The organism is Thermomicrobium sp. (genome assembly GCF_053493975.1).
In genome coordinates this window covers 35,603-59,219 of the sequence record NZ_JBRBZA010000022.1, presented here as the reverse complement: position 1 = coordinate 59,219, position 23,617 = coordinate 35,603, and the positions used below count along the sequence as shown (strand labels likewise).

The 23,617-nt window shown below is 65.4% G+C and carries 22 protein-coding genes; 14 read left to right on the top strand and 8 right to left on the bottom strand.

The annotated features are described in order from the left end of the window. The first annotated feature begins 3 nt into the window (after window positions 1-3). The 5 genes from ACWIVK_RS04765 (at window position 4) to ACWIVK_RS04745 (ending at window position 4,742) form a co-directional block, all read left to right on the top strand. Entirely contained in the window at window positions 4-1,122 is a 1,119-nt protein-coding gene (locus ACWIVK_RS04765; RefSeq protein ID WP_448575432.1) for a D-alanine--D-alanine ligase, read from the top strand. Beyond that, complete coding sequence (locus tag ACWIVK_RS04760) at window positions 1,119-1,838, top strand: cell division protein FtsQ/DivIB (protein ID WP_448575431.1); 720 nt, start codon at window positions 1,119-1,121, stop codon at window positions 1,836-1,838. Before ACWIVK_RS04765 ends, ACWIVK_RS04760 begins: the two co-directional genes overlap by 4 nt. 160 nt (window positions 1,839-1,998) lie before the next feature. Then, entirely contained in the window at window positions 1,999-3,108 is a 1,110-nt protein-coding gene (gene ftsZ / locus ACWIVK_RS04755; protein WP_448575449.1) for a cell division protein FtsZ, read from the top strand. An 18-nt stretch (window positions 3,109-3,126) separates the two neighbouring features. Further along, window positions 3,127-3,612, top strand: a complete 486-nt coding sequence (gene nrdR / locus ACWIVK_RS04750) for a transcriptional regulator NrdR (RefSeq protein WP_448575430.1) — start codon at window positions 3,127-3,129, stop codon at window positions 3,610-3,612. Beyond that, complete coding sequence (locus tag ACWIVK_RS04745) at window positions 3,570-4,742, top strand: hypothetical protein (RefSeq protein ID WP_448575429.1); 1,173 nt, start codon at window positions 3,570-3,572, stop codon at window positions 4,740-4,742. Before nrdR ends, ACWIVK_RS04745 begins: the two co-directional genes overlap by 43 nt. 49 nt (window positions 4,743-4,791) lie before the next feature. On the opposite strand, the gene trxA is transcribed toward ACWIVK_RS04745, so the two are convergent. Beyond that, a complete protein-coding gene (trxA, locus tag ACWIVK_RS04740; protein WP_012641485.1) occupies window positions 4,792-5,115 on the bottom strand; it encodes a thioredoxin in 324 nt (107 codons plus the stop codon). A 344-nt stretch (window positions 5,116-5,459) separates the two neighbouring features. Between trxA and ACWIVK_RS04735 the strand changes: the two genes are divergently transcribed. Together ACWIVK_RS04735 and ACWIVK_RS04730 are read left to right on the top strand one after the other, a co-directional pair. Then, the gene (locus ACWIVK_RS04735; RefSeq protein ID WP_448575428.1) at window positions 5,460-6,422 is read left to right on the top strand and encodes a PfkB family carbohydrate kinase; all 963 of its coding nucleotides are present in this window, start codon (window positions 5,460-5,462) and stop codon (window positions 6,420-6,422) included. A 23-nt stretch (window positions 6,423-6,445) separates the two neighbouring features. Next, window positions 6,446-7,849, top strand: a complete 1,404-nt coding sequence (locus ACWIVK_RS04730) for a M28 family peptidase (protein WP_448575427.1) — start codon at window positions 6,446-6,448, stop codon at window positions 7,847-7,849. Between the two features lie 77 nt (window positions 7,850-7,926). Here the strand turns inward: ACWIVK_RS04730 and ACWIVK_RS04725 are convergent, their stop codons facing one another. Next, window positions 7,927-9,522: an amidohydrolase gene (locus ACWIVK_RS04725; protein ID WP_448575426.1), complete on the bottom strand. Its 1,596-nt coding sequence runs from the start codon at window positions 9,520-9,522 to the stop codon at window positions 7,927-7,929. A gap of 355 nt (window positions 9,523-9,877) precedes the next feature. Between ACWIVK_RS04725 and ACWIVK_RS04720 the strand changes: the two genes are divergently transcribed. Beyond that, window positions 9,878-10,216, top strand: a complete 339-nt coding sequence (locus ACWIVK_RS04720) for an ArsR/SmtB family transcription factor (protein WP_448575425.1) — start codon at window positions 9,878-9,880, stop codon at window positions 10,214-10,216. A gap of 441 nt (window positions 10,217-10,657) precedes the next feature. Then, a complete protein-coding gene (locus tag ACWIVK_RS04715; protein ID WP_448575424.1) occupies window positions 10,658-12,151 on the top strand; it encodes an FAD-dependent oxidoreductase in 1,494 nt (497 codons plus the stop codon). 6 nt (window positions 12,152-12,157) lie between these two features. Here the strand turns inward: ACWIVK_RS04715 and ACWIVK_RS04710 are convergent, their stop codons facing one another. Then, a complete protein-coding gene (locus tag ACWIVK_RS04710) occupies window positions 12,158-13,021 on the bottom strand; it encodes a cytochrome c oxidase assembly protein (protein WP_448575423.1) in 864 nt (287 codons plus the stop codon). 149 nt (window positions 13,022-13,170) lie between these two features. On the opposite strand from ACWIVK_RS04710, the gene ACWIVK_RS04705 reads away from it, so the two are divergent. The 3 genes from ACWIVK_RS04705 to ACWIVK_RS04695 are packed head-to-tail and all read left to right on the top strand — an operon-like array spanning window position 13,171 to window position 15,189. After that, window positions 13,171-14,094, top strand: a complete 924-nt coding sequence (locus tag ACWIVK_RS04705; RefSeq protein ID WP_448575422.1) for an APC family permease — start codon at window positions 13,171-13,173, stop codon at window positions 14,092-14,094. 15 nt (window positions 14,095-14,109) lie between these two features. Next, the gene (locus tag ACWIVK_RS04700) at window positions 14,110-14,712 is read left to right on the top strand and encodes an amino acid permease (protein WP_448575421.1); all 603 of its coding nucleotides are present in this window, start codon (window positions 14,110-14,112) and stop codon (window positions 14,710-14,712) included. Between the two features lie 24 nt (window positions 14,713-14,736). Further along, window positions 14,737-15,189: a hypothetical protein gene (locus tag ACWIVK_RS04695; RefSeq protein WP_448575420.1), complete on the top strand. Its 453-nt coding sequence runs from the start codon at window positions 14,737-14,739 to the stop codon at window positions 15,187-15,189. Here the strand turns inward: ACWIVK_RS04695 and ACWIVK_RS04690 are convergent. The 4 genes from ACWIVK_RS04690 to ACWIVK_RS04675 form a co-directional block, all read right to left on the bottom strand. Beyond that, on the bottom strand, window positions 15,158-16,063 hold the full coding sequence (locus ACWIVK_RS04690) for a universal stress protein (protein WP_448575419.1): 906 nt from the start codon (window positions 16,061-16,063) through the stop codon (window positions 15,158-15,160). The genes ACWIVK_RS04695 and ACWIVK_RS04690 overlap by 32 nt on opposite strands. A gap of 49 nt (window positions 16,064-16,112) precedes the next feature. Further along, a complete protein-coding gene (locus tag ACWIVK_RS04685; RefSeq protein ID WP_448575418.1) occupies window positions 16,113-17,072 on the bottom strand; it encodes a TerC family protein in 960 nt (319 codons plus the stop codon). 489 nt (window positions 17,073-17,561) lie between these two features. Beyond that, window positions 17,562-19,178, bottom strand: a complete 1,617-nt coding sequence (locus ACWIVK_RS04680) for an alpha-amylase family glycosyl hydrolase (protein ID WP_448575417.1) — start codon at window positions 19,176-19,178, stop codon at window positions 17,562-17,564. Between the two features lie 73 nt (window positions 19,179-19,251). Next, window positions 19,252-19,509, bottom strand: coding sequence for a hypothetical protein (locus tag ACWIVK_RS04675; protein WP_448575416.1), 258 nt, complete (start codon window positions 19,507-19,509; stop codon window positions 19,252-19,254). 316 nt (window positions 19,510-19,825) lie between these two features. On the opposite strand from ACWIVK_RS04675, the gene recG reads away from it, so the two are divergent. Both recG and ACWIVK_RS04665 read left to right on the top strand, forming a co-directional pair. Then, entirely contained in the window at window positions 19,826-22,249 is a 2,424-nt protein-coding gene (gene recG, locus ACWIVK_RS04670) for an ATP-dependent DNA helicase RecG (RefSeq protein ID WP_448575415.1), read from the top strand. A 14-nt stretch (window positions 22,250-22,263) separates the two neighbouring features. After that, the gene (locus ACWIVK_RS04665; protein ID WP_448575414.1) at window positions 22,264-23,052 is read left to right on the top strand and encodes a hypothetical protein; all 789 of its coding nucleotides are present in this window, start codon (window positions 22,264-22,266) and stop codon (window positions 23,050-23,052) included. On the opposite strand, the gene ACWIVK_RS04660 is transcribed toward ACWIVK_RS04665, so the two are convergent. After that, window positions 23,031-23,603, bottom strand: coding sequence for a flavin reductase family protein (locus ACWIVK_RS04660; protein WP_448575413.1), 573 nt, complete (start codon window positions 23,601-23,603; stop codon window positions 23,031-23,033). The two genes, ACWIVK_RS04665 and ACWIVK_RS04660, sit on opposite strands and share 22 nt — an antisense overlap. Window positions 23,604-23,617 lie beyond the last annotated feature (14 nt).

The following is a 23,617-nucleotide window of genomic DNA, read 5'->3' as shown; positions in this document are numbered from 1 at the left end:
GGGATGACGAGGAAAATCCGCGTCGCGGTCATTTTCGGCGGGCAGTCGGGTGAGCACGATGTCTCCTTGCGATCGGCTCGAGCGATCCTACGCCACATCGATCGCCAGCGCTTCGAGGTCGTACCGATCGGGATCACGCGCGAGGGTCGCTGGCTGATCGGTGGTGATCCGCTGCGCGAGTTGGCCGCAGCGAGCCGCCTGCCACTCGAGCTGGAACCGGTCAGCAGCGGGGCGAGCAGCGCTCCGGCAACGGGTGAGAGCGCTCTCGCTCATCTGGCGTCGCTGCCTGGTGGCATCGATGTCGTCTTCCCGGTACTCCACGGGCCGTACGGAGAGGACGGTACGATCCAGGGACTCCTGGAGCTGGCAGGCATCCCCTACGTCGGTTGCGGTGTCCTCGCCTCGGCGGTCGCCATGGACAAGCCGACGGCGAAGCGACTCTTCGCCAGCGTGGGACTCGAGCAGGCTCGCTGGATCGCTTTCACGTGGCACGAGTGGCAGCGCCAGCAGCCGACGCTCCTCGCCCGAATCGAACGGGAACTCGGTTACCCCTGCTTCGTCAAGCCGGCCAATCTCGGCTCTAGTGTCGGCGTGAGCAAGGTGCGCGGACGTGAGGACCTTCTGGCTGCGGTCGAGTTGGCGAACCGCTACGACCGTCGCATCGTCGTGGAAGAAGCGATCGATGCGCGCGAGCTGGAGGTGAGCGTCCTCGGCAACGAGGAACCGGTCGCTTCGATCGTGGGAGAGATCGTCCCGAGCCGGGAGTTTTACGACTACGAGGCGAAGTACATCGACTCCCACTCTCAGCTCCTCATCCCAGCGCCGATCAGTGAGGAACAGGCGGAAACAGTACGTCGGATGGCGGTGGAGGCATTTCGGGTGATCGACGGAGCGGGAATGGCTCGCGTGGACTTCTTCCTGGAGCGCTCGACTGGTCGGATTCTGATCAACGAGGTCAATACGATACCCGGGTTCACCGCGATCTCCATGTATCCCAAGCTCTGGGAGGCATCGGGACTGTGCTTTGGGGATCTGATCACGCGGTTGATCGAGCTCGCCCTGGAGCGGCACCAGGTGCAGCAGCGGCGACGAGTTCAGGCGACCCAGCCGTTCTCCGGTTGAGTCGCCGGCGCCGAGCCCGGCGCGCGGTCGTCCGCGGCGTCGTGACCGGCCAGTTCCTGGCTGCGTTGCTCGTCGTCGCTGGTGCCGTCCTGCTCGCCGGTTTCCTCGGGGGGCCCCAATATCAGGTGCGCACCGTGGTGGTACGAGGGAACCAGCTGGCATTCGCCGAGATGGTGGCCCGCGAGAGCGGTGTGCTCGGGCGGTCGGTTTTCCTGATCGATACGCGAGACGTCGCGCGACGAGTCGTCGCCCACCCGGCGATCGCCCAAGCGACCGTGCGGGCCTTCTATCCGGATACGGTGGTGATCGACGTGGTCGAGCGCGTGCCCGCCAGCGTGTGGACCAACGAGAACGGAACCTGGCTGGTGGATGACTGGGGCCGCGTGATCGGCACCGGCGACCGGTCCGGTTTGCCGCGCGTCCAGGTTGCGAAAAGTCTCTCTCTCGCTCCGGGACAGCGCGTTCCACCGAGCGTCGCGGCGGCGCTGGCCGAGGTGACGCGCCGCTATGCCGGTCGGCTCGGTGGGCTCGCCTATCAGCCCGGCGATGGTTTGGTGCTGGTCTTCGTTGGGGGCGAGCGTATCCTGCTCGGCGATGCCGAGCAGCTCGCGGAGCAATTGGCTGTGCTCGATGCCCTGCTGGCTGAGGGGCGGGGATTCTTGCATCTCGATCTTCGCGATCCCGACCGCCCGGTACTCTGGCAGATCGCACCATGACAGGAGGCGACGGTATGCTACACTGGAGCAGTGACGACTAGCACAGCGAGCAGGCGGTCGCTCCCCCCCTCGTCGGGGGTGCTCGGTTTTTCGAGTAGGCTGCTGGAGCGCATCGATCGAAGGGGCTGCGTCGGAGCGGAGGAAGGTGAGCGGGATGGCCATGTTCGAGAATCACCACGACGACCTCGAGTATTCGTTCGCGCGCATCAAGGTGATCGGCGTTGGGGGCGGTGGCGGGAACGCGATCAATCGGATGATCGAGGCAGGAGTGCAGGGGGTCGAGTTCATCGCCGTCAACACCGATTCCCAAGCGCTCCTCAAATCGCTGGCTCCGGTGACGGTCAGGATCGGTGACAAGCTGACGAAGGGGCTCGGGGCGGGTGGCCGGCCGGAGATCGGCGAGCGCGCTGCTGAAGAGAGCGCAGAGATCCTGGCCGAGTTGGTGCGCGGCGCCGATATGATCTTCATCGCAGCTGGGATGGGTGGTGGTACCGGCACCGGTGCCTCACCGGTCATCGCGCGGTTGGCGCGCGAGGCAGGAGCGCTGACCGTCGCGGTGGTCACGCGTCCCTTCGACTTCGAGGGAGCCAAGCGTCGCCGCATCGCGGACGAGGGAATCGCCGTCCTCAAGGAACACGTCGATGCCTTGATCGTCATCCCAAACCAAAGGCTGGTTTCGATGGTGGACCCGAAGACACCCCTGACCGAGACGTTCCGGATCGCTGATGACGTGCTGCGCCAGGGTATCCAGGGCATTACCGACTTGATCACCCGGCCTGGCCTGATCAATCTGGACTTCGCCGACGTCAAGTCGATCCTGCGCGATGCTGGCACAGCGCTCATCGCGATCGGGCGTGGGTCAGGGGAGAACCGCTGTGTCGATGCCGCTCGCGCCGCCGTCGAGAGCCCGCTCCTGGAGATGAGCATCGAGGGTGCGACGCGCGTGCTCTACAACATCGCGGGTGGACCGGACCTGACCATGGCCGAGGTGAGCGAGGCGGCCGAACTCATCCGCGGCATGGTCGACGACGAGGCGGAGATCATCTTCGGGACGACGGAACCGGACGACGCGATGGGACGGGACGTGACGATCACGCTCATCGCTGCTGGCTTCACCGGGACCGGCACGGCGCGGCGGCCGCGCACTCCTGAGCGCCGCTTCCGATCCGAGCCAATTCGCTCGACTGGCAACGGTGCCCCGCGCACGCCGATCCTGCCGGATGACGAGTGGACTGAGCCGTCGATCCTGCGCTTCCTCCGCGACCGCTGATGAGGAGAGGCGAACGCGGTGAAGTGCCCGTACTGTGGTGCGCGCGATGCCCGCGTGATCGACTCGCGCGAGCTCAACGGTGGGGAGAGCATCCGTCGCCGACGGGAGTGCGTCGCCTGTGGTCGCCGCTTCACGACCTACGAGCGGGTCGAGCCGATCTGGCTGATGGTAGTGAAACGCGATGGGCGGCGCGAGCCGTTCGACGTCGGGAAGTTGCGAGAGGGGTTGCGACTCGCCCTCAAGAAACGGCCGGTCTCGCCGGACGAGATCGACCGGATCGTGGCGACCGTGGAGCGCGAACTGCAGTCGCTCGGGACGAGCGAGGTGCCGAGCACGCTGATCGGTGAAATCGTGCTCCGCGAGCTCAAGCAACTGGACGATGTGGCCTACATCCGCTTCGCGTCGGTCTATCGGCGCTTCGCGGACCTGGAGGACCTGCGCCGAGAGATGGAGGCGCTGGGGTGGCGTCCCCAACCTGCGGTGACGGTGGACGAGACCAGCTGAGCCTCACGCTCGTCTCGGCGAGCGGTGAGCCGCTGGCCACGCTTCGCTACACCAACGATGGGAGCGACCGTTTCCGCTGGATCCCCGATCGCTTCCGGCTCATGGTGACCAGCGAAGGAGAGCCGGAAACCGAGTGCTCATCGCTCGAGCTCGACCTTCCATGGCGCTGGCGATCCTTGCCGATTCAGGAGAGAGAGCAGCGTGGTTGGCTCGTCTTCCCGGAAGGGCCGCCATCCTTCCCGGTCGTACTCCGGGTAATCAGGCGCACCGGCAGGACGCAGCGGGCTTTGGCCGCGTTCGCGCTACCGGTTCGCTTCTGCGGACGCAATCGTTTCGATCCACAGCGCGATCGTCTGCCCTGGGCGAATCGGATCGAAGAGCTCGGTCCAGTCGAGCCGTCCTGGGACACCTTCCAGCGCACGTTCCGACTGACGATCGCCCCCCGTGCGTTCTTTCGTGGTCTCTATCGTGAGGTCGTCCAGCTCCAGCGCCAGGCCGATGGTTTCGTCCGTGGTGGACTCTGCACCGGGCTCGCCCGCACCGCGCTCGCTCGGGCACTCAGCTGCCTGCCCGCCACGCACGACCTGCGCGAGACAGTACTCGTCCTGCACGGAAGGCAGTTGAGCGACCGAGCGCTTCTCGCTGGACTCCCCTGGTTCCTGTGGCCGAGCCCGCGCCGCGCCTATCGCGCTTTCGTCGGTGATCTCCTCGAGCGGGGTTGGAGCGAGCGCTGCTTCGACCTGAACGTCCCGCGGCCCTGGCGGCGCGATCTGCTCCAAGCCCTTCTCGGGCAAGGACACACGGTGGTGCCCTACGCCTTCTGCCAGGAGCGAGCCGACGAAGCGTTCGTCTGGGTCGCGGACCCGAACTATCCTGATGCGACGACCACCGTCGTCACCATCGATCTGGCGCGTGATCGCTACACCTATCCACCACTGGCGGTAGATGGGAGACGCACGACCATCGTAGCGGTGCCCCTTTCGGCCTACCTCGGGGGACGCACGGCGATCCTGGCGAGCCTGGCCAGTCCGCTCTTGACCGCGCCGCAGCGGGCGGTGCGCACGGCTGGTCTTGCGCTGTTCGTCTTCCTCACCGGGCTAGCAGTCGTGTTGCTCCGGAGAAAGCGCTGACGCGACCGGACCGTCCCGGTCGCGTCGGAAAAAGGAGGTTGGTCCCGGTTTAGAGGTGTTTCTCGATCTGCTGGAGGAGCCGCTGCTTGGGCATGGCACCGATGATCCGCTCGACCGGCTTGCCGCCCTTGTACAGGATGAGGGTGGGAATGCTACTGATGCCATGCTGCATCGCGACCTGCATGTTCTCGTCGACGTTGATCTTGGCGACCTTGAGTTTGCCCGCTTTCTCCTCGGCGATCTCCTCCAGGATGGGGGCGATCATCCGACAGGGACCGCACCAGGGTGCCCAGAAGTCGACGAGCACCGGTACCGGTGACTGGACGACTTCGCGTTCGAACGTCTCGTCGCTGACTGTTACCGGCTTGGCCATCCTCTCGCTCCCTCTCGCTCCGTTCCCCCACGACGCGTGGGTCGTTTCTCCTCACTATACGGGAGCGCTGCCCCCGTCGGCAAGGTAAGCAGCCCGACCGCGATTGGATCGTGCCGCCCTCGGATTGCTCGACGAGAAGCCTACATCGCGGCGTGTCGATCGGTCCGGTCGAGCTCGGGTCACCGTTCTCGCCAGGCTGCCGATAGCAGCGACGACGTACGGCTGTGGCGGTGACGGCGCGGCAGGACAGTGCTCCGCCTGTGGCGAGACTTGACGGCTCGGCCGGTTTACCGGCATGATCGGCCGGGCGATGGGTCGGCTCGCGAAACAGGAGCATCCGAACCGTGTTCGATGTCGTGACCTGCGGTGAGCTCCTCGTCGACTTCGTCGCGTTGCGGCGCGGCGTGCGGCTGGCCGATGCTCCGGCGTTCCGCCGAGCGGCCGGCGGTGCGCCAGCCAACGTGGCTGTGGGGGTGGCGCGCCTCGGTCGGCGAGCTGCCTTTCTCGGTCAGGTCGGTGACGACGACTTCGGCCATTTTCTGGCCCAAACGCTCCGCCGAGCCGGTGTGGACACGCGCGGGTTGCGCTTCAGCAGTGCCGCCCGAACCGCACTGGCCTTCGTGAGTCTCCGCGCGGACGGCGAGCGTGATTTCTTGTTCTATCGCCACCCGAGCGCCGACATGCTTTGGCGAGCGGAGGACGTGGAGCGCTCGATAGCTGGTGCGACTCGCATCGTCCACTTCGGTTCCGTCTCGCTGATCGATGAGCCAGCCCGCTCGGCGACGCTGGAAGCGGTCGCGCTGGCGCGAGCGGGCGGGGCGCTGGTCTCCTATGATCCCAACTTGCGTCTTACCCTCTGGCCCTCGCCGACGGCTGCGCGCGAGGGAATGCTGCGCGGGCTCGCGGAGGCAGATCTCGTCAAGTTGAGCAGTGAGGAGCTGGCTTTCTTGACCGGGTCGAGCGATCCAGCAGCCGCGCGCCAGTTGTGGCACGACCGGCTGCGCCTCCTGGTCGTGACGCTCGGTGCTGCGGGATGTGCCTACCTGACGCGTCACGACGAAGGGCGTGTACCCGGTTTTCCGGTCCGGGTCGTCGATACGACCGGTGCGGGGGACGGCTTCGTCGCTGGACTGCTGGTCGGGCTGCTCGAACACGGTGGGGAGTGGTCGCGGGAGGCGATCGAACGGGCGCTGCGTCTGGCCAACGCCGTGGGGGCACTCGTTTGCACGCGGCGGGGGGCGATTCCGGCGTTGCCGACGCGTCAGCGGGTGATGCAGTTCCTGCGCGCTGCTGCCGAAACGTTTTGAAACGTGTGGAAGGGAAGCGAGGAATGACGCGAGACCTGCGTGAGTTGGATCGGATCGTGCTCGGTGAGATCTGGACGAGCGACGAAGCGTGGCGCAACCTCGTTTTCCTCTGCGACGATCTCGGCCATCGTTTCGCTGGCACGGAGCACGAATGGCGAGCTGCCGAGTTCCTGGCCGAGCGGATGCGGGCCTACGGACTTCAGAACGTTCGCTTGGAAGAATTCCCGATGGCGACTTGGGATCGCGGTCCCTGTCAGCTTTGGGTCACTGCTCCGCTCGAGCGCGAGCTTCCGGCCATCGCCATGCCGTATTGCCCGAGTGCCCGACTGGAGGCCGAGGTCATCGATGTCGGCGAAGGCGAGCTTCCGGACTTCGAGCGCTGGGCGAGCGAGATTCCGGGCAAGATCGTCCTCACTGATGCCGAGACGAACCGCCCGGGCGAGCGCAAGAGTCACCGGACGGACAAGTTCAACTGGGCGATCCAGCGCGGAGCGGTTGCGGTGCTGTTCATCAACCAGAACCCCGGGCAACTCCACATCACCGGCTCGCTCACTGGTCGGAACCCCAACGGGACCCGAGCGGTCGATCGCGAGGCGCTGATTCCCGGGCTCGGCCTGAGTTACGAGACGGGGATGCTGCTGCGCCGGTTGGCCGAGCGAGGAACGTTGCGTCTCCGCATCGCGACCGAGAACCACACGTACGACTCCCGCTCGGCCAATGTCATCGGCGAGATTCCCGGCCGGGAGCGACCGGACGAGATCGTGCTCGTCGGTGGACATTACGATGGACACGATATCGCCCAAGGTGCCAGTGACGATGGTGCAGGGACAGTCGTCGGGTTGGAAGTCGGCCGGGCACTCGCTCCACTGGTCGGCCAGCTTCGGCGGACGGTGCGCATCATCTGCTTCGGTGCGGAGGAACTGGGCCTGCTCGGGGCCTATCATCACGCGGCGCAAGCGGCGGCGCGCGGCGAGCGTTTTCGCTTCGTGCTCAACCTGGACGGTGCTGGGCGTGGCACCGGTGGGCAGGAGCAGCTGGTGCTTTCCGGACTGCCCGAGCTCGTTCCCTATTTCCAGTCTCTCGCCCGCCAGCTTCCCTACGATTTCACCATCCGCGATGAGCTGAACGCTCACTCCGACCATTTCCCGTTCGCACTGCGCGGCATCCCGAATGCCACGCTGAGCAGCCGCGATGCGACGGCTGGGATGCTCGGGCGCGGCTGGGGCCATACCGAGGCCGATACGCTGGACAAGGTCACCTTGCGCAGCATCCAGCTGGCGGCTGCTCTCGCTGTTCGTCTCGTCATCCGGCTCAGCGAGGACGAAACCTTCCCAGGGCGGTTGCGCACACCCGAGGAAGTGCGCCAGCAGCTAGCCGACGCCGGACTCCTCGAGCGGGTACGGGCAACGGAAGGGAGTGTGATTTGACGCCGCACACCGGCGTGCGGCGTCAAAAAAACTGGATGCTGCTGTTCAGGGCGCGGAATCCTGACGACTGGGTCCGCTTACGCCTCGTAGACTGTCTCGCCGCCGATGACGGTACGCAGCACCCTGATCTCCGCGAGCTCCTCAGGATCGACGCGGCGCGGGTCGCGCTCCAGCACGACGAAGTCGGCGAGCATGCCGGCCCGGAGCATCCCCTTGCAGTGCTCCTCGAAGCTCGCGTAGGCGCCGTTGACCGTATAGAGCGGCAGCGCTTCTTCGACGGTGATCGCTTCTTCCAGCGCATACGAGCGGCCGCTGGCGGTTCGCTCCTGCACAGCCGCCTGGATGCAGCGCAAGGGCTGGTAGGTCGAAACTGGGCAATCGGTCGAGAAGACGAGCCGGATGCCTGCATCCAGCAGGCTGCGGAACGGATAGGTGAGCTGGATCCGTTCGAGACCGAGGTGGCGGATGAAGCCATCGCCGTATTCGGCGATGAAGATCGGTTGGCTGACGACGACAACGCCGAGGCGGGCGATCCGCTCGATGAGGTCGGGGCGCAAGACGCCGCCGTGCTCGATGCGGTGACGGTGGTCTGGGCGAGGCAGCCGCGCGAGGGAGCGTTCGTAGGCGTCGAGCACCATCTCGATCGCCCGGTCACCGATCGCGTGCGTGGCGACCTGAAAGCCGGCGGCGTGTGCCTGCCAGACCAACTCGTCCAACTCTTCCTGAGACCAGATGGTGATCCCGTAGTTGTCTGGGCGCGGATCGTCGAGGAAGGGGCGACTCACTGCCGCGGTACGCCCGATCAGGCTTCCATCGGCGAAGAGCTTGACCGGGCCGATGCGGAGGTGGTGGTCGCCGAATCCCTGCTTGATGCCCAAACCGAGGAGGTGGGGTAGGAGTTGGTGCCGGAGCATGATGGAAGTGCGGAGCCGAAGCTGCCCGCGCTGGACTGCCCGCTGGAACGCTTCGACCTGCTGGGGATCATCGAGCCCGGCATCCTGGCTCGACGTGATGCCGGCCGCGACGTAGGCATCGTTGCAGCGTCGGAGCGCTTCCACCATATCCTCGAGCGTCGGTGCTGGGATGACTCGCTCGACGAGTTCCATCGCGTTCTCCTGGAGGAGCCCGGTCGGGTCACCGTGCTCATCGCGCACGATGTGCCCGCCCGGCGGATCGGGCGTCTCGCGACTCACACCAGCCAGTTGCAGCGCCAGCGAATTGGCGACGAGCATGTGCCCGGAGCTGTGGACGAGGACGAGCGGGTGCGCCGTGCTGGCGCGATCGAGATCCCAGCGGGTCGGGTGGCGGTGCTCGGTCAACGTGTTGTCGTCGTAGCCGCGCCCGCGGATCCAGCTGCCGGATGGTGTCCGTTCGGCACGCTCGGCGAAGCGGGCAACGATCTCCTCGATCGAGCGCACCGCGGGATAGCGGCAGTTGACCTGCCCCAGCACGAAACCGAAACTGAGCATATGGTTGTGGGCTTCGTTGAAGCCGGGCAGACACGTCGCACCAGCCAGATCGAGCCGACCCGCCCCGCGCGGCAAGGCTGCTTCCACCTCGGCCAGTGAACCGGCCGATACGATCCACTCCCCGATGACGCCGAACGCTTCCACTTCCGGCTGGCTCGGGTCCATAGTCAAGATGGTGCCGTTGGTGACCAGATAAGCCTGCATCGTTTCGCTCCTTCTCGTCGAGCCGTGCGTGTCCGTCTCCATCCAGCACCCTAACGGTTCGGAAGGTGGCGAACAAGGGGGAAACAGCAGGCAGCCACGAAGTCACAGAACGTGCCGGAGGTAATGGCCTCCTGTGCTCTGTGGTCGGAGGAACTGAAAGACTGCAGTGCACGTTCGTCGGTCGGCAGCGCATCGTGGGTTTATCGACGACAGCGGTGTTAGCGAGCAGTCATTCTTCGGCCAGCAGCCTCGCCACCGACTGTTGACCGGCCGAGCGGGTTCGCGGGGGCGGAAGAGGATTCTTGGTATTGACACTCATCGATTTTAGTATTACCATGGGCCTGGAGGGTAGAGGATGGAGCGTCATTGCTGCCCGATCGACGACCGATCCCTTGCCGGACCCGCGCAGCCGACTCGACAGCTGGCGCAACTTGCCCGGGCGCTGGCCGACGAGACGCGCCTGGAGATTCTCCGGCTGCTCGTCGAGCAGAACCAGCCGCTCTGCGTCTGTCACCTCGTCGAGCGCGTGCCGGTCGGTCAGCCGACGGTCTCTCATCACCTGCGCCTCTTGCGCCAGGCAGGACTGGTGACGGTGGAACGACGCGGTACGTGGGCGTACTATCAGGCGACACCGCTCGCCCGTCTCTTGCTCGAGCGCCTCAGCGAAGCGATTCACCGTCCGGTCAAGGCGTGAGGGAGGCGATCGAGATGGATACCTTGCTCCGGCGCTTTTGTATCGACGACGGTCGATACAATCCCGCAAGACTCAGCTGGTCCAGGCAGCTCGGGGCATCCTCGCTCGCCCGAACGGGAAATCGGATGGACGCGGTTGCTCGCACGTGCCTGCCCGGCTCGGGAGCGCGGTTTCGCCTCTCCTCCGCTCTCCAGAGTTCTGCAGAGGGGATCTCCGGCGGATTGCTGTTGCGTACACCGGTGCACGTCGTTCGTGGATCGAGTCTGTCCATGCTGGTCGACCGCTTTGTCGACTCCTGAGTTCGTCGAGAGGAACCCGAACAGCGGCCGAAGGCGCCTCTCGAGGCGCTCGGTAAGTCGCTTCCATCTCGCTCGGGACGCGGGGCGCACGCTGGAGCGGTCATTCGCGTATGAGTGTTTTGCGAGTGAAGGAGGCGCGAGGATGGTTGCCCGGGAGACCTTGCCGGTCGTCGTGGTCGGTGCTGGACCGATCGGGTTGGTGGCAGCTGCTCACCTCGCACAGCGGGGACTTCCGTTTCTCGTTCTCGAAGCTGGTCCGGACATCGCGACGTCGGTCCGTCGCTGGAGTCATGTACGGATGTTCTCTCCTTGGGACTTCGATCTCGATCCCGTCGCGATGAGCCTGCTGACGAGCGAGGGATGGTCTTCACCCGATCCCGAGCGTTACCCGACTGGTGGCGAGTTCATCGCTCGCTTTCTGGAACCACTGGCTCGACACCCACGCATCCGGCCCGCTCTCCGCTTCTCGCATCGGGTGACTGCCATCGGCCGCCTCGGGCGAGACAAGCTGTCTGGGCACGCTCGAGCTGGTCGTCCCTTCGTGCTGCGGGTGACGACACCCACCGGTGAGGAGGAACTCCTCGCCCGGGCTGTCCTCGATGCCTCGGGAGCGATGCCCAATCCCCTCGGCGCGAGCGGTTGGCCGGCACTCGGCGAGCGAGCGTGTACCGATTCGATCGATTACGGTATGCCGGACGTGCGCGGCCGCGATCGGGCACGGTATGCCGGTGCACGGACCCTCGTCGTGGGCGCAGGCCACTCGGCCTTCGGTACCCTCCTCGATCTCGTCAGTCTGGCTGAGCAGGAACCAGGCACCGTCGTGCACTGGGCGATCCGGCGACGCTCGCTCGCAGGTCGCCTGGGAAGCCTCCAGGACGAGCTGCCGGAACGAGGGCGTCTCGGTCAGCGTCTCGTGGCGGCACTCGAGGCTGATCGGATCGTGCTCCACCGCGGTATCTTCATCGATCGCCTGGAGCGCACGAGCGAGGGAATCGTCGTCTTCGCTGGCGAGCGAGCACTGCCTCCGGTCGACCGTATCGTCTGCGCCACCGGGTATCGGCCGGATCTCGAACCGCTGCGGGAACTCCGGCTGGCACTCGATCCCGCCGTCGAAGCCCCGATCGCACTCGCTCCAGCGATCGATCCTGCTCTCCACAGCTGCGGGACCGTACCGCCACATGGAGTCGAGGAACTCACCCATCCGCAGGAACCGGACTTCTTCGTCGTCGGACTCAAGAGCTATGGGCGGGCGCCGACCTTCCTCCTCCGGACTGGCTATGAGCAGGTCCGATCGATCGTCGCCGCGCTGGCCGGTGACTGGAATGCTGCGCGCCGCGTCGAGCTGCGGCTTCCTGCCACTGGTGTATGTGGTGGGGCGAAAGCCGAAGCGTGCTGTTCGGAGCCAGGCGTGGCGGAGAAGGAGACCGATCAGCGGACTGTCGTCGCCGAGCGGCCCCTTCTCCTCGTTGGTGGCCCTGAGCTCGCTCGCCTCCGTCCGGCACCCGAAATCGCCGGGCCAGCGTGCCCATGGCCGCGTCCCGCGAAAGCCGAGCAGGGCGTTTGCTGCGCCGACCGAGCTGACGAGCCGGTGTGCACCTGTGAGAGCGAGTCGGCGGGGCAGACGCGTTGTGGCTGAACACGCTCAACCAGCCGGCTCGCTGGCCATGCGGCGTCCTTCCTCGTGCAGGAGCCAGCGGGCCAGGAGGACGAGAATGATCACCAGGTAGATTGTCCCGCCGCCGATCCACATGAGCAGCCCAGCGACCTGCTGGTCGACCAGCGGAGTGAACCTCCACGGCATGGCAGCGTACCGGTACGGCTCGTAGAGGACCTCATCGGCCAGCGTGAGGATCGCTCCGATGACGGTGCTCGCAACGGCCGTGATGAAAACCATGAGACTCGCCCATAGCCCGCTTACCCGGTGGTGCCGCGGTACCGGATCGATGATCGGCCACCAGAAAAGGAGCGCTGTCCCAAAGAAGCTCAAGTGCTGGAGATCGTGCACAGACTGGTGGAGTACGGCTCGTTCGTAGAGGGCGGGGAAGTGCCAGACCACGAGAGCCAGGATGGACAAGCCGGTCGCGACGAGCGGCCTAGTGAGAAACTCCAGAATGCGGCGTGACCAGATCGGCCGCAGGAGAAGGCGCGTCACGAGACCCGCCCGCTGTGGCGGCAGAGCTCGCAGGATGACCTGGACTGGGCGACCGAGGAGGAGCAAGGGAGCGGTCACCTGGATGAGGACGAGGTGCTGCGCCATGTGCATCGTCAGGAGTTCGTCGTTCCAGGTATCGAGTGGTCCAGCGAGCGCGATGAGGGCAGTCAGCATGGCAGCGTAGAACGCGATGACCCAACTCGTCGGTGCTGGACGTCCTCGCTGCGCGAGACGCCGGAGCGCGAGCGTATACACGATCGTCGGGACGGCGATCAAGAGCAGCGAGGGTGGGTAGAGCGTGATGCCGAGCACGTTCGGACAGGTGGGGCACGTATGGAGCAGCGGTAGGAGCATCACAGCACCTCGCAGCGCAAGTGCGCCTTTCTAGTCAGGTCAAGGGTACCACCACTCGATCGGTCCTCCTCGCCGATCGCTGACCGGAGCGTAGACTCCAGCACTGGTGTGGAGCAGGGCGACGGGCTGCTGCTCCCCGAGATTGGGCGATGGAAACGGGCGAGGCGAGTTCGTCGAGCCGCAAGACGACGAGCATCCCCGGTACTCATCCAGGAGATCGCTTTAGCCGGCACGTCGCCTCGAGCGACCTCCCGATCCGAGAAGCCGAGCCTGGACGTTTTGTTGCCGAGCTGGAGGAACCAGCGAGCGCTTGGGGCAAGACATGGGTACGCCTGCGGCGCATACTGATCGGTCGGCCGCTCCGCACGACCGAAGCAGCCCACGAGCGGATCGGGAAGGCAAAAGCGCTGGCCGTCTTCTCGTCGGACGCGCTTTCCTCGACCGCTTATGCGACCGAAGAAATCTTGCGCGCCCTCGTCCTGGCCGGAACAGCGGCCTATGCCTTCGTTCTGCCGATCGGACTGGCGATCGTGCTTCTGCTGGCGATCGTCGTCTTCTCCTACCGTCAAACGATCCGTGCCTATCCACACGGGGGTGGGACAGACATCGTCACCGAGGACAATCTCGGTATCGCGCCCGGCTCGTTCGCAGCTGGCGCGCTGCTCAGCGATTACGTCCTCACGGTCTCGGTCAGTATTTCGGCAGGTGTCGCCGCGATGACTTCGGCTTTCCCCTCGCTCTATCCGTACCGGGTCGAGCTGGCCGTCGCTGCTATCGTTCTGCTCACTGTCGCCAACTTGCGTGGCGTTCGCGAGAGCGCGACCATCTTCATGCTCCCCACCGATGCCTTCATCGTCAGCCTGGGCGCACTGGTCCTCCTCGGGCTCGCTTCGCTGGCTGGTATCGGACCCCAACCACAGCCAGTCCATGCCGAGGTACCACTGCCGAGTAGCCCACTCACGCTCTTCCTCAACTTGCGAGCCTTCGCCTCCGGGAGCACGGCACTGACCAGCGTCGAAGCGATCACTGATGGGGTTCCGGCCTTCAAAGAGCCACAAGCCGAGAACGCCTGAACCACGCTCCCCGCCATGGGGCTGATCCTGGCCTTCCTGTTCAGCGGGATCACATTCCTCAGCTATCACTTCCACCTGATCCCGAACGAGCGCGAGACGATCGTGTCCCAGCTCGCTCGCACGCTGGTCGATGGCTCACCGTTCTACTCCGTGATCCAAGCGGTGACCGCATCGATCCTGTTCTTGGCGGCGAACACGGCGTTCGCTGATTTCCCGCGCCTGGGCTACTTCCTCGCGCGCGACCGCTTCCTGCCCCGCCAGTTTCGCTTTCAGAGGGATCGTCTCGCGTTTTCGACCGGTATCCTGACGCTCGGCGTGCTGACGATTCTCCTGGTGATCGCTCGTCATGCCAGTGTGGCAGCACTCGTCCCGCTGTACGCAGTCGGCGTTTTTACGGCATTCACGCTCTCCCAGACGAGTATGGTCGTTCACTGGGGGCGCAGTGCCCAGGGAGAGCTGCGTCGCGCCCCGTGGCACAGTCTCGTCATCGATGCCGTCGGCGCTGTCGTGACCGGCATCGTGACCGTGGTGGTGATCGTCACCAAGTTCACCCACGGAGCCTGGATCGTCATGCTCCTGATCCCATCCCTGATCGGGACGATGCTCGCGATCCACTGACCTTACGTTTCTCTCGCTGATCGATTGCGCATCTCGAGCGAGGAAGCGCGGCACCGGCTGCGTCTTCTCCCGCGCCGGAGCGTGGCGATCGGGACGATCGCCTCGCTCGATCGTGCTTCGCTGACCGCGCTGGCCTCTGCTCGGGTCATCGCCAACGACGTGACTGCTGTCCATGTGGCGACCGAGCCGGAAACGGGCCTCACGCTCCAGCAGCGCTGGCGCGAGGCCAGTTTGACGATTCCCCTCGTCATCGTCGATTCACCCTACCGCGAGCTGCTCGGGCCGCTGGTGGCAGTCATCGAGAAACTTCACCGCGAAAAGGGAGGACCGCTCATCACGGTGGTCATTCCGGAATTCGTTCCTGCCCACTGGTGGGAGCGTCTTTTGCACACTCAGACCGCTTGGCGTCTGCGGCGAGCGCTCGCGCACCTTCCTGATGTCGCCATCACGATGGTCCCGTACCACCTCCGGGACTGAACGGCGCCGGTCGGCGCACCAGGACGGGAACTGGGGCGTGCGCCAAGACCTGCTCGGCGGTGGAGCCCATCAGCACGTCACGGAGACCTGTCCAGCCGTGTGTCACCATGGCGATCAGGTCGACGGATCGGGCTCGTGCGGTTTCGACGATCGCCTGCGCTGGTCGTCCGTCGGCCACGAGCCACTGTGTCCGGTATCCCTCAGCCGTCAGGCGATCGGCCAGTTCACGGAGGTACGCTTCAGGATCGTCCCCGGTCACGTCGGCCTCGATGCGTCGGGCGCGGCTCTCACGCACGTGGAGGAGCAGAACTTCCCAGCCTTTCGTGCCGAGCACTGGCAGGAGAGCGAGCGCCGCTTCGGCGAGTCGAGAACCATCGAGTGGAACGAGGGCGCGGTCGAGCACCGGTTCCTCGACGGGCGGTGGAAGATGAGCCGGGACGACGAAGACCGGCGCTACGCCACTGCCGATGACTTGAGCCGTCACCGAGCCGAGCACCAGCCGGCGCCAGCCTGCCCGGGCATGCGCGGCCATCACGAGGAGTGGATCGGGTACCTCGGCCGCGAGCCGCGTCAGGACGAGGGCAGGATCACCTTCTTCGACGAGGATGCGGGCGGGACGACCGCCCGGGAAGGTTCGGGCGACTTCCTCGAGGTAGCTGCGGCACTCGGCTCGCCAGTCTTCGAGCAGCGCACGTAAGAGTTCCTGCTCCTGCAACGAGCGTAATCCTACCGGAACATCGAGAACCGAGACGAGCACGAGCGAGGGTTCCAGTCGAGCGGCCAGGGCGCGCGCCCAGGGAAGCACGCGCTCGCTCACGCCATGCGGTTGAGGCTTGGTGCGGTCGTACTCGAGCGGCACGATCACTGTCGGCACAGTCGAACTCCCTCCCCTCGACAGAACCTGGACAACCGAGCGAGCCGATTCAGTCGCGCGGCGGCGGCACTTCGACCGGCTGCCGCACCGTCCGCCGCTCGGCGAGCACGAGCGAGACGATGACGCTGATGGCGAGCGTCACGATCACGATACCCAGCGACAGTGCTGTCGGGATCTTGTAGAAGTCCTGAATCAGCATCTTGATGCCGATGTAGCTCAAAATGAAGGCCAACCCGTATCGCAAGTAGGCCAAGCGCCGAACCAAGCCGGCCAAGAGGAAATACATCGAGCGCAGGCCGAGAATGGCGAAGACGTTGGAGGAGAAGACGATGAAGGGGTCCCGCGTCACTGCGAAGATTGCTGGGATCGAGTCGAGGGCGAACATGAGATCGGTGATCTCGACGAGCACGAGCACGACGATCAGCGGCGTTGCGTAGCGCTTGCCGTCGATGCGGACGAAGAAGCGTTGCTCGAAGTAACGCGGGACGATCGGGGCGATGCGCGAAACGAGCCGGATGGCGATATTGTTCTCGACGTCGACTTCACGCTCTTCTTTCTCGAGCAGCATGCGAATGCCAGTGAAGACGAGGAAAGCGCCGAAAATGTAGAGGATCCAGTGGAACTGGCTGATGAGCCAGGCACCGCCGAGGATCATCAGGCCGCGCATGATCAGGGCACCGAGAATGCCATAGTAGAGCACCCGATGTTGGTACTGCGCGGGGACGGCGAAGGCAGTGAAAATCAGGACGAAAACGAACATGTTGTCGGCCGAGAGCGACAATTCGATGAGATACCCGGTGAAATACTGGAGCCCGGCCTCGTGACCAGCCCACCACCAGAGGAAGACACCGAACAGCGACGAGAGACTGACCCAGAAAGCCACCCAGAGCCCGGCTTCCTTCATCTCGACCACGTGTGCCTTGCGATGGAAGACACCCAGGTCGAGGGTCAAGAGCGCGAGGATGAGTGCGAGAAAAGCGAGCCAACCCCAAAGCGGCACGTCGACCATTCGTTGCACACCTCCACCTGTTGACCGCTCGGCTCGTCGAGTCGGTCTCAAACGAGACCGAGAGGCGAGCCAGACGGATCGACCGACCCGTCGTGGTCTCGCCTCTCGGTCTCGCTCGGCCGAGGGTGTTCCCTGTGCTGACGACCGAACGCCCCAGCGCGGTCCGCTGGGAGGCTACTCCCCACGAGCGCCCGGAGTATAGCTCACGGTTCCACCCCGCGCAAGCGCGCGCTCGGGTGCCGACCGACCAAGCTGCCCCTGCACGGCGTTGCGGACTGGCCGAGCAGTCTCGCGTGATGCTGTCGTACGGGGCGGCGTGTGACCGTGACTGACCCAAACTGCTTGTCTCTCGTCGGACTGAGTGAGGTGCGCCATGGACGCCTTCTCCCCCGCGTGCTGGGACGTTGTCCGCGCGTGCGCAGGAGAGGCGGGTCGACAAGATGCCTGATCCGAAGAGATCGCTTGAGGAAAGGTGAGGGATATCTCGTTCTACTCTGCTCGATGCGCCGCGAGCGCGACGATACAGCCCTCGTTCGGTCGCAGGTGCAGGCTACCGGAGACCAGCTCGCCCGCACGGTCCAGATAGGTCGAGAGGAGGATCCGTCCCTGCAAAGCGAAGCGCGTCGTCGTGAACACCTGCTCACGACCGCCGAAGTCGAGCGCGACCAGCAGGCGCCGTCCAGCTGCCTCGCGGAGGTAGACGAGGAGGTCACGGGTCGCTGAGACGGGGCGGTAGCTGCCGATCGCCAGCGCTGGTTCGGCGCGACGAAGGACCAGCAGTTGGCGGCAGAGCGAGAGCATCGACCGCGGATCATCGCGCTGGACTGCGACGTTCCTCGTCGGATAGTCAGGGTTGAGGGGAAGCCAGGGTTCGACCGTGGAAAAGCCGGCGTAAGGGCTGGTATCCCATGGCATGGGTGTTCGGCAAGGGTCACGCCCAGCTCCGGGACCGATCGTGTGCTCCAGGGGGTCGCGGCGACGATCCGGCGGGATAGGAACGTCGGCGAGGCCGAGTTCGTCCCCATAATAGACGGTCGGTGTCCCGCGCAGGGTCAAGAGGAGCATCGCGGCGACCCGCGCCTGATCCTCCCCGATGCGTGTGGCGACGCGCGGGCGATCATGGTTGCTCAGCACCCAGTTCGGCCAGTCGTCCGGACCGAGCAGCGCCTCGTAGGTATCGATAGCGGCAGCGATCCGCTGCGCTTCCCAGGGCACCAGCATCAGCTGGAAATTGAAAGGGAGATGAAGCTCGCGGCGATGCCGGCATCCGTAGTACGTGACCAAGCGACCGATCGGGAGATAGATCTCGCCGATCAACAGGCGTTCCCCGAACGCGTCGGCCACCTGACGCATGCGAGCCAGGATCTCGTGGACCTCCGGCCGGTCGCTGGTGTAGACAGGCAAGAGTTCCCGGTAGGCCGGCTGATCGGGCGTGTAATCCGGGTCGACCGGATTGTCGCGCAGTTCGGCGTCCTTGATCAGATACCAGATCGCATCCAGCCGGAAGCCATCGACCCCCCGCGCGAACCAGAAGCGCAAGACATCGAGCATGGCTGCCTGCACCTCCGGGTTGCGCCAGTTCAAGTCCGGCTGCTCCTTGAGGAAGGTGTGGAGATAGTACTGTCCGGTCGTCGGGTCGAGTTCCCAGGCCGAACCCCCGAAAACACTGCGCCAGTTGTTCGGTGGTCCGCCATCGGGAGCCGGATTGGCCCAAATGTACCAGTCGCGGCGCGGGTTGTCGCGATCACTGCGTGACTCGACGAACCAGGGGTGCTGGGCGGAGGTGTGATTGGGGACGAAGTCGAGAATGACCCGGATCCCGCGGGCATGAGCATCGGTGATCAGCCGGTCGAGGTCGTCGAGTGTGCCGAAAGTAGGATCGACATCCAGATAGTCACTGATGTCGTATCCGAAGTCGGCCATCGGGGAACGGAAGATGGGCGAGAGCCAGAGCGCATCGACTCCCAGCCAGGTCAGGTAATCGAGCTTGCGGCGGATCCCTTCCAGATCACCGACGCCATCACCATTGGAATCGGCGAACGAGCGTGGATAGATGTGATAGATGACCGCGCGCTGCCACCAGGACCAGCGTCGCTCTTCTTCCACCGTTCCCTCCCCGCACGGCGAGAGCGCCGGCGAGCGATTCGCCCGCGCGGCGCTCTTTCGATCGCGTCATCGCTCAGCGCCGGGCTGCCTGCCGCGCGCTCACCAACCGAGAGACGAGCACGCTCGTGCCCACGGCGACGAGAAAGACGAGCGGGATATCGATCAGGAGAAAGCCCCAGCTCAGCGCCAGTTCTCCATTGACCAAGCTTGCCAATGCTCCGAAGAGGACACTCAGGACGACCAACGCGGCCGTGCGCAGCCGGACCGACGCGATACGCCAGCAGATCAACCCGACGAGGATCCCTGCGCTGATCGGTAGGATCTCACCCATCGCCCGTTCCTCCCATCCGCGACCGTTTCACCCGCGTACCAGCCTGCCGCACGCTGCTGGGGCTGTCAAGCCGACACGCATGATGACTGCTCTCTCTGGATCCCCGCCTCGCTCGGCACCGACGGATTTGTCTTCATTACGCCTGGTTCAGCGGTGCGGCTTTCGTGGGAGAGACAGAGGCGTCCTCGTGACAGGAGCCGTGAGAGCGCAGGAACCGCAGCGCCACCGCGCACACGCTCGTCGCCTTGACGTCACGCCGGCGGAAGGCTTGACTTGAGTGCTGCGGGGCGATGCCGCAGAGAGGTAACCAGCATCGATGACGACCAGCACGAGTCAGGATCCCTTCCAGTTGCTCCGGCGTATCCTCGAGCTGGAGAAGCGCAAAGGATTTCAAGATACCGCTGCCGCTGGTGGACTGGAACGCTTGGTCGCACGCAATCTTCCGGGTTGGCTGGCCGAGTTCCCGAGCCAGAAAGTGCGACTCCAGCAGTTGGCAGCGCTCCTCCGCGGTTACGCCGACCGTTCGCCGGCTGCCCGCGCGGAGTTGATCGAAAAAGCACTGGCCGTATTGGACGGAGAGGCGATCCTGCCCTCCGAACAGGCGCGCCGACCGGCTCGCCCGCGCGCAGCAGCACGCACTGCGCCTGTTCGTATCGACCGAGCGGTGACGCCCGATGACCCAGTGACCGTGCTGCCCGGCGTCGGCAGCCAACGAGCCCGCCAACTGGAAGCGCTCGGCGTCACCACGGTCCGCGACCTCCTCTATCTCGTCCCCCGCCGCTATCTCGATTACACCCAGGTCGTGCCGATCGGTCGGCTCGGACGCCTCGTTCGCCCCGGTGAAGAGGTGACGTGCTCCGTCATCGGTGAAGTCGTGCAGATCGAGACACGGGAGACATCGGGCGGCCGCCGCTATGTCAGCGTTCAGCTGCGTGACGAGACGGGGACGATCCCGGTCATCTGGTTCAACCCCTACATCGCGCGCCAGCTGGAAGTGGGGCAACGGATCGCGGTCAGCGGGCGGCTCGAGGGGAATGGGCCGTACGTCCGCTTCCGCAATCCGGAGTGGGAGCCGGCCGAGGCCGAGTTGCTCCAGACCGGACGCATCGTTCCGGTTTACCCGCTCACGCAGGGGCTGTATCAGCGCCAGTTGCGCCAGCTGACGCGAGCGGCGCTCGACCTGGCGCTTCCGCGTCTCGAGGACCCTCTGCCGCCAGCGTTGCGGGAGCGGAACCAGCTCCCCCCGCTCGCCTGGGCACTCGAGCAGCTGCACTATCCAGAGACACTCGCGGCAGCCGAGCGTGCTCGCCGCCGTTTGGCCTTCGACGAGTTCCTCGTCTTGCAACTCGGTCTCGTGCAGCGTCGACTCGCCTGGCATGCCCAAGCGGGGATCGCGATCCCGATCGACCGGGACTTCCTGGAAACGTTCCTCGCATCCCTCCCGTTCCAGCTGACCGGAGCGCAGCGACGCGCGCTCGAAGAAATCCTGGCGGATCTCGCCGAGCCGCACCCGATGAGTCGTCTCCTCCAGGGCGATGTCGGTTCCGGCAAGACGGTGGTCGCAGCGGCCGCAGCCTTGCTGGTCCACCGTGCCGGCTATCAGGCTGCCATTCTGGCCCCGACCGAGATCTTGGCTGAACAGCACTACCGGACTTTGACTCGTCTCTACGCTGCCTTGCCTGGCGGGGAACGGCCATTCGTCGCGCTGCTCACCGGAAGCACGCCGGAGCGCGATCGTGGATCGATCCTCGCAGGACTCGTCAGCGGGGCGATCAGCATCGTCGTGGGGACGCACGCGCTCCTCGAGGAGCGCGTTCGATTCCGGCGGCTCGCGCTGGCCGTCATCGACGAGCAGCACCGTTTCGGTGTCCTGCAGCGCCACACCCTGCGCAGTAAAGGGGAAAACCCGCACGTGCTGGTGATGACCGCCACACCGATTCCCCGCAGCTTGGCACTGGTCCTGCACGGCGATCTCGACCTTTCCATCATCGATGAGTTGCCGCCTGGGCGCCAGCCGGTCAAGACCTACGTCGTACCGGGACGGAAACGCACGCAGGCCTACGAGTTCGTCCGTCGCGAAATCGAAAAGGGGCATCAGGCTTTCATCATTTGCCCACTGGTAGAGGAGTCGGAGGCGATCGAGGCGCGCGCCGCGACGGCCGAGTACGAGCGTTTGCAGCGCGAGGTCTTCCCCGACTTGCGGCTCGGCCTCTTGCATGGCCGCATGAGCCCGCGGGAGAAAGAGGACGTGATGACGCGTTTCCGTGACGGTGAGCTCCATATCCTCGTTTCCACCGCTGTTGTGGAAGTCGGGATCGATATTCCCAACGCGACGGTCATCCTGATCGAGGGAGCTGAGCGGTTCGGCCTCGCGCAGTTGCACCAGTTCCGCGGTCGCGTCGGTCGCGGTTCCGCGCCGTCTTACTGTCTGCTCGTTTCCGACGCCAGCACGGAGACCGCGCGGCAGCGCTTGGAGGCGGTCGCCAGCACGACCGATGGTTTCCGGCTCGCCGAGATCGACCTCGAGCTGCGCGGCCCTGGCGAGTTCCTCGGAACCCGTCAGAGTGGTCTTCCCAATCTCCGCTTCGCCTCGCTGGCCGATCTGTCCACGCTCCAAGCCGCTCGCCGCACGGCCGAGGATCTTTTGCGCCAGGATCCGTCGCTCTCCGCACCCGAGCATGCTCCCCTGGCCGAATTGGTCCGTGCTCTCTGGACACGCAGCGTCGCCGACGTGAGCTGAAAGGAAAGGCAGTGATGCCGTCGCCGGTTTTCTGGCTCGACGAGAGCCTTCTCGGGCGCGTGCTCGCGCCCTTTCTCCGCCCAGCGCTGGAGCAGATGGGTTGGGAACTCCGCCAACAGCGCGATCTCACCGCCGTGACCGTCCGGAGTGCGCCGGGACTGGCGCTCCTCGATACGATCGAGGCATTGGCGCTCGTTCCGGCCTACGCTCTCGCGACTGACCTGGCGCTCGTCGCGCAGCACGCGAGTGTCGTGGCGCTGGAGACTCCGGAGCGGCCTGATCGGATCACCGAAGCGGTCGTCGTGAGCGAGAGCTGTCGGCCGGCCAGTCGGGCGCTGGCCCGTGCCACTATCGAGCCGTTCTTCGGTGTGCGGGTCCGAGCCTGGAACGGCGAACAGGGCGTCGCTGCGCTGCCGGTTCTGCGAGTCCAGGAGGACGAGGCGGCGCTCGGCCCACTCGACGAGCGCTACCATGATCTGGGGCGTGCCTGGTTCGTCCTGACCGGGCAACCATTCGTGAGCCACCTGCTGGTCGTCGCATCGGAGCTACCGAGTGACGCCCTGCGTCCTGTCGCCAGCCTGTTGCACAGGCTTGCCGAGGAACTCGCTGGCCGCGCTGCCGAGCTCGCGGCCGAACTGGTCGCTGCTCACCCGCTCGATGCCGAGCGACTGCGAGTCGTGCTGAGCGAGGCGTTCAGCGTCGTGACGCCCAAAGTGCGGAAAGCGGTCGACGAGTTGGTGCGGCGCAGCGGAAGTGGCTTGCGCGTACCACCAGGGGAGATCTACCGGCCGCTCGCTTCGTGATCCTCCGCTTCGGTTTCCTCTTCGTCGGGCAGTCGCGCGCGATAGACGCGAGCCAGCGCGGCGTACCATTCTCCACCGACATGATGGGCGAGCGGGGCTTCCTCCAACTGGAGCCAACGGTCACCGAAAAGTTCGTTGTCCGCTGCGACGGCCAGGACTTCGCCGACGAAGAGATCGTGGTCGCCGAGGCTCAGTCGGGCCGCGAGCCCGCATTCGATCTGGGCGATCGCTTCCTCCAGCACCGGAATGTCGGTCTCGAGCGCATCGGTCGGATGGAGCTGTGCCCGGGCGAATTTGTCCGCGTCGCGGCCAGAGAGGAGGCCGCAGAGGTGGAGAGCGGGCAGATACTCGATCGTCACGATGTTCAGGGCGAAGAATTCACCCTTGCTGAGGAGTTCGTGCGTCAAGCGGCTGGGGTGGACGGCCAGGCCGATGCGCGGTGGATCGAGGCTCAGCGGTATGACCCATGCCGCGGTCATCACGTTCGGTTGTGCCCGGTACTGTGTAGTGACGAGAACGACCGGGCCAGGTTCCAGCAATCGCGCCGCCATTCGCGGCTCGCGTC

Excerpts from the sequence above, each read along its gene's own strand:
- ACWIVK_RS04765 (WP_448575432.1), top strand. The coding sequence starts at position 4 with ATGACGAGGAAAATCCGCGTCGCGGTCATTTTCGGCGGGCAGTCGGGT.
- ftsZ (WP_448575449.1), top strand. The coding sequence starts at position 1,999 with ATGTTCGAGAATCACCACGACGACCTCGAGTATTCGTTCGCGCGCATC.
- trxA (WP_012641485.1), bottom strand. The coding sequence starts at position 5,115 with ATGGCCAAGCCGGTAACAGTCAGCGACGAGACGTTCGAACGCGAAGTC.
- ACWIVK_RS04730 (WP_448575427.1), top strand. The coding sequence starts at position 6,446 with ATGACGCGAGACCTGCGTGAGTTGGATCGGATCGTGCTCGGTGAGATC.
- ACWIVK_RS04725 (WP_448575426.1), bottom strand. The coding sequence starts at position 9,522 with ATGCAGGCTTATCTGGTCACCAACGGCACCATCTTGACTATGGACCCG.
- ACWIVK_RS04720 (WP_448575425.1), top strand. The coding sequence starts at position 9,878 with ATGGAGCGTCATTGCTGCCCGATCGACGACCGATCCCTTGCCGGACCC.
- ACWIVK_RS04715 (WP_448575424.1), top strand. The coding sequence starts at position 10,658 with ATGGTTGCCCGGGAGACCTTGCCGGTCGTCGTGGTCGGTGCTGGACCG.
- ACWIVK_RS04710 (WP_448575423.1), bottom strand. The coding sequence starts at position 13,021 with ATGCTCCTACCGCTGCTCCATACGTGCCCCACCTGTCCGAACGTGCTC.
- ACWIVK_RS04705 (WP_448575422.1), top strand. The coding sequence starts at position 13,171 with ATGGAAACGGGCGAGGCGAGTTCGTCGAGCCGCAAGACGACGAGCATC.
- ACWIVK_RS04700 (WP_448575421.1), top strand. The coding sequence starts at position 14,110 with ATGGGGCTGATCCTGGCCTTCCTGTTCAGCGGGATCACATTCCTCAGC.
- ACWIVK_RS04685 (WP_448575418.1), bottom strand. The coding sequence starts at position 17,072 with ATGGTCGACGTGCCGCTTTGGGGTTGGCTCGCTTTTCTCGCACTCATC.
- ACWIVK_RS04675 (WP_448575416.1), bottom strand. The coding sequence starts at position 19,509 with ATGGGTGAGATCCTACCGATCAGCGCAGGGATCCTCGTCGGGTTGATC.
- recG (WP_448575415.1), top strand. The coding sequence starts at position 19,826 with ATGACGACCAGCACGAGTCAGGATCCCTTCCAGTTGCTCCGGCGTATC.
- ACWIVK_RS04665 (WP_448575414.1), top strand. The coding sequence starts at position 22,264 with ATGCCGTCGCCGGTTTTCTGGCTCGACGAGAGCCTTCTCGGGCGCGTG.
- ACWIVK_RS04660 (WP_448575413.1), bottom strand. The coding sequence starts at position 23,603 with ATGGCGGCGCGATTGCTGGAACCTGGCCCGGTCGTTCTCGTCACTACA.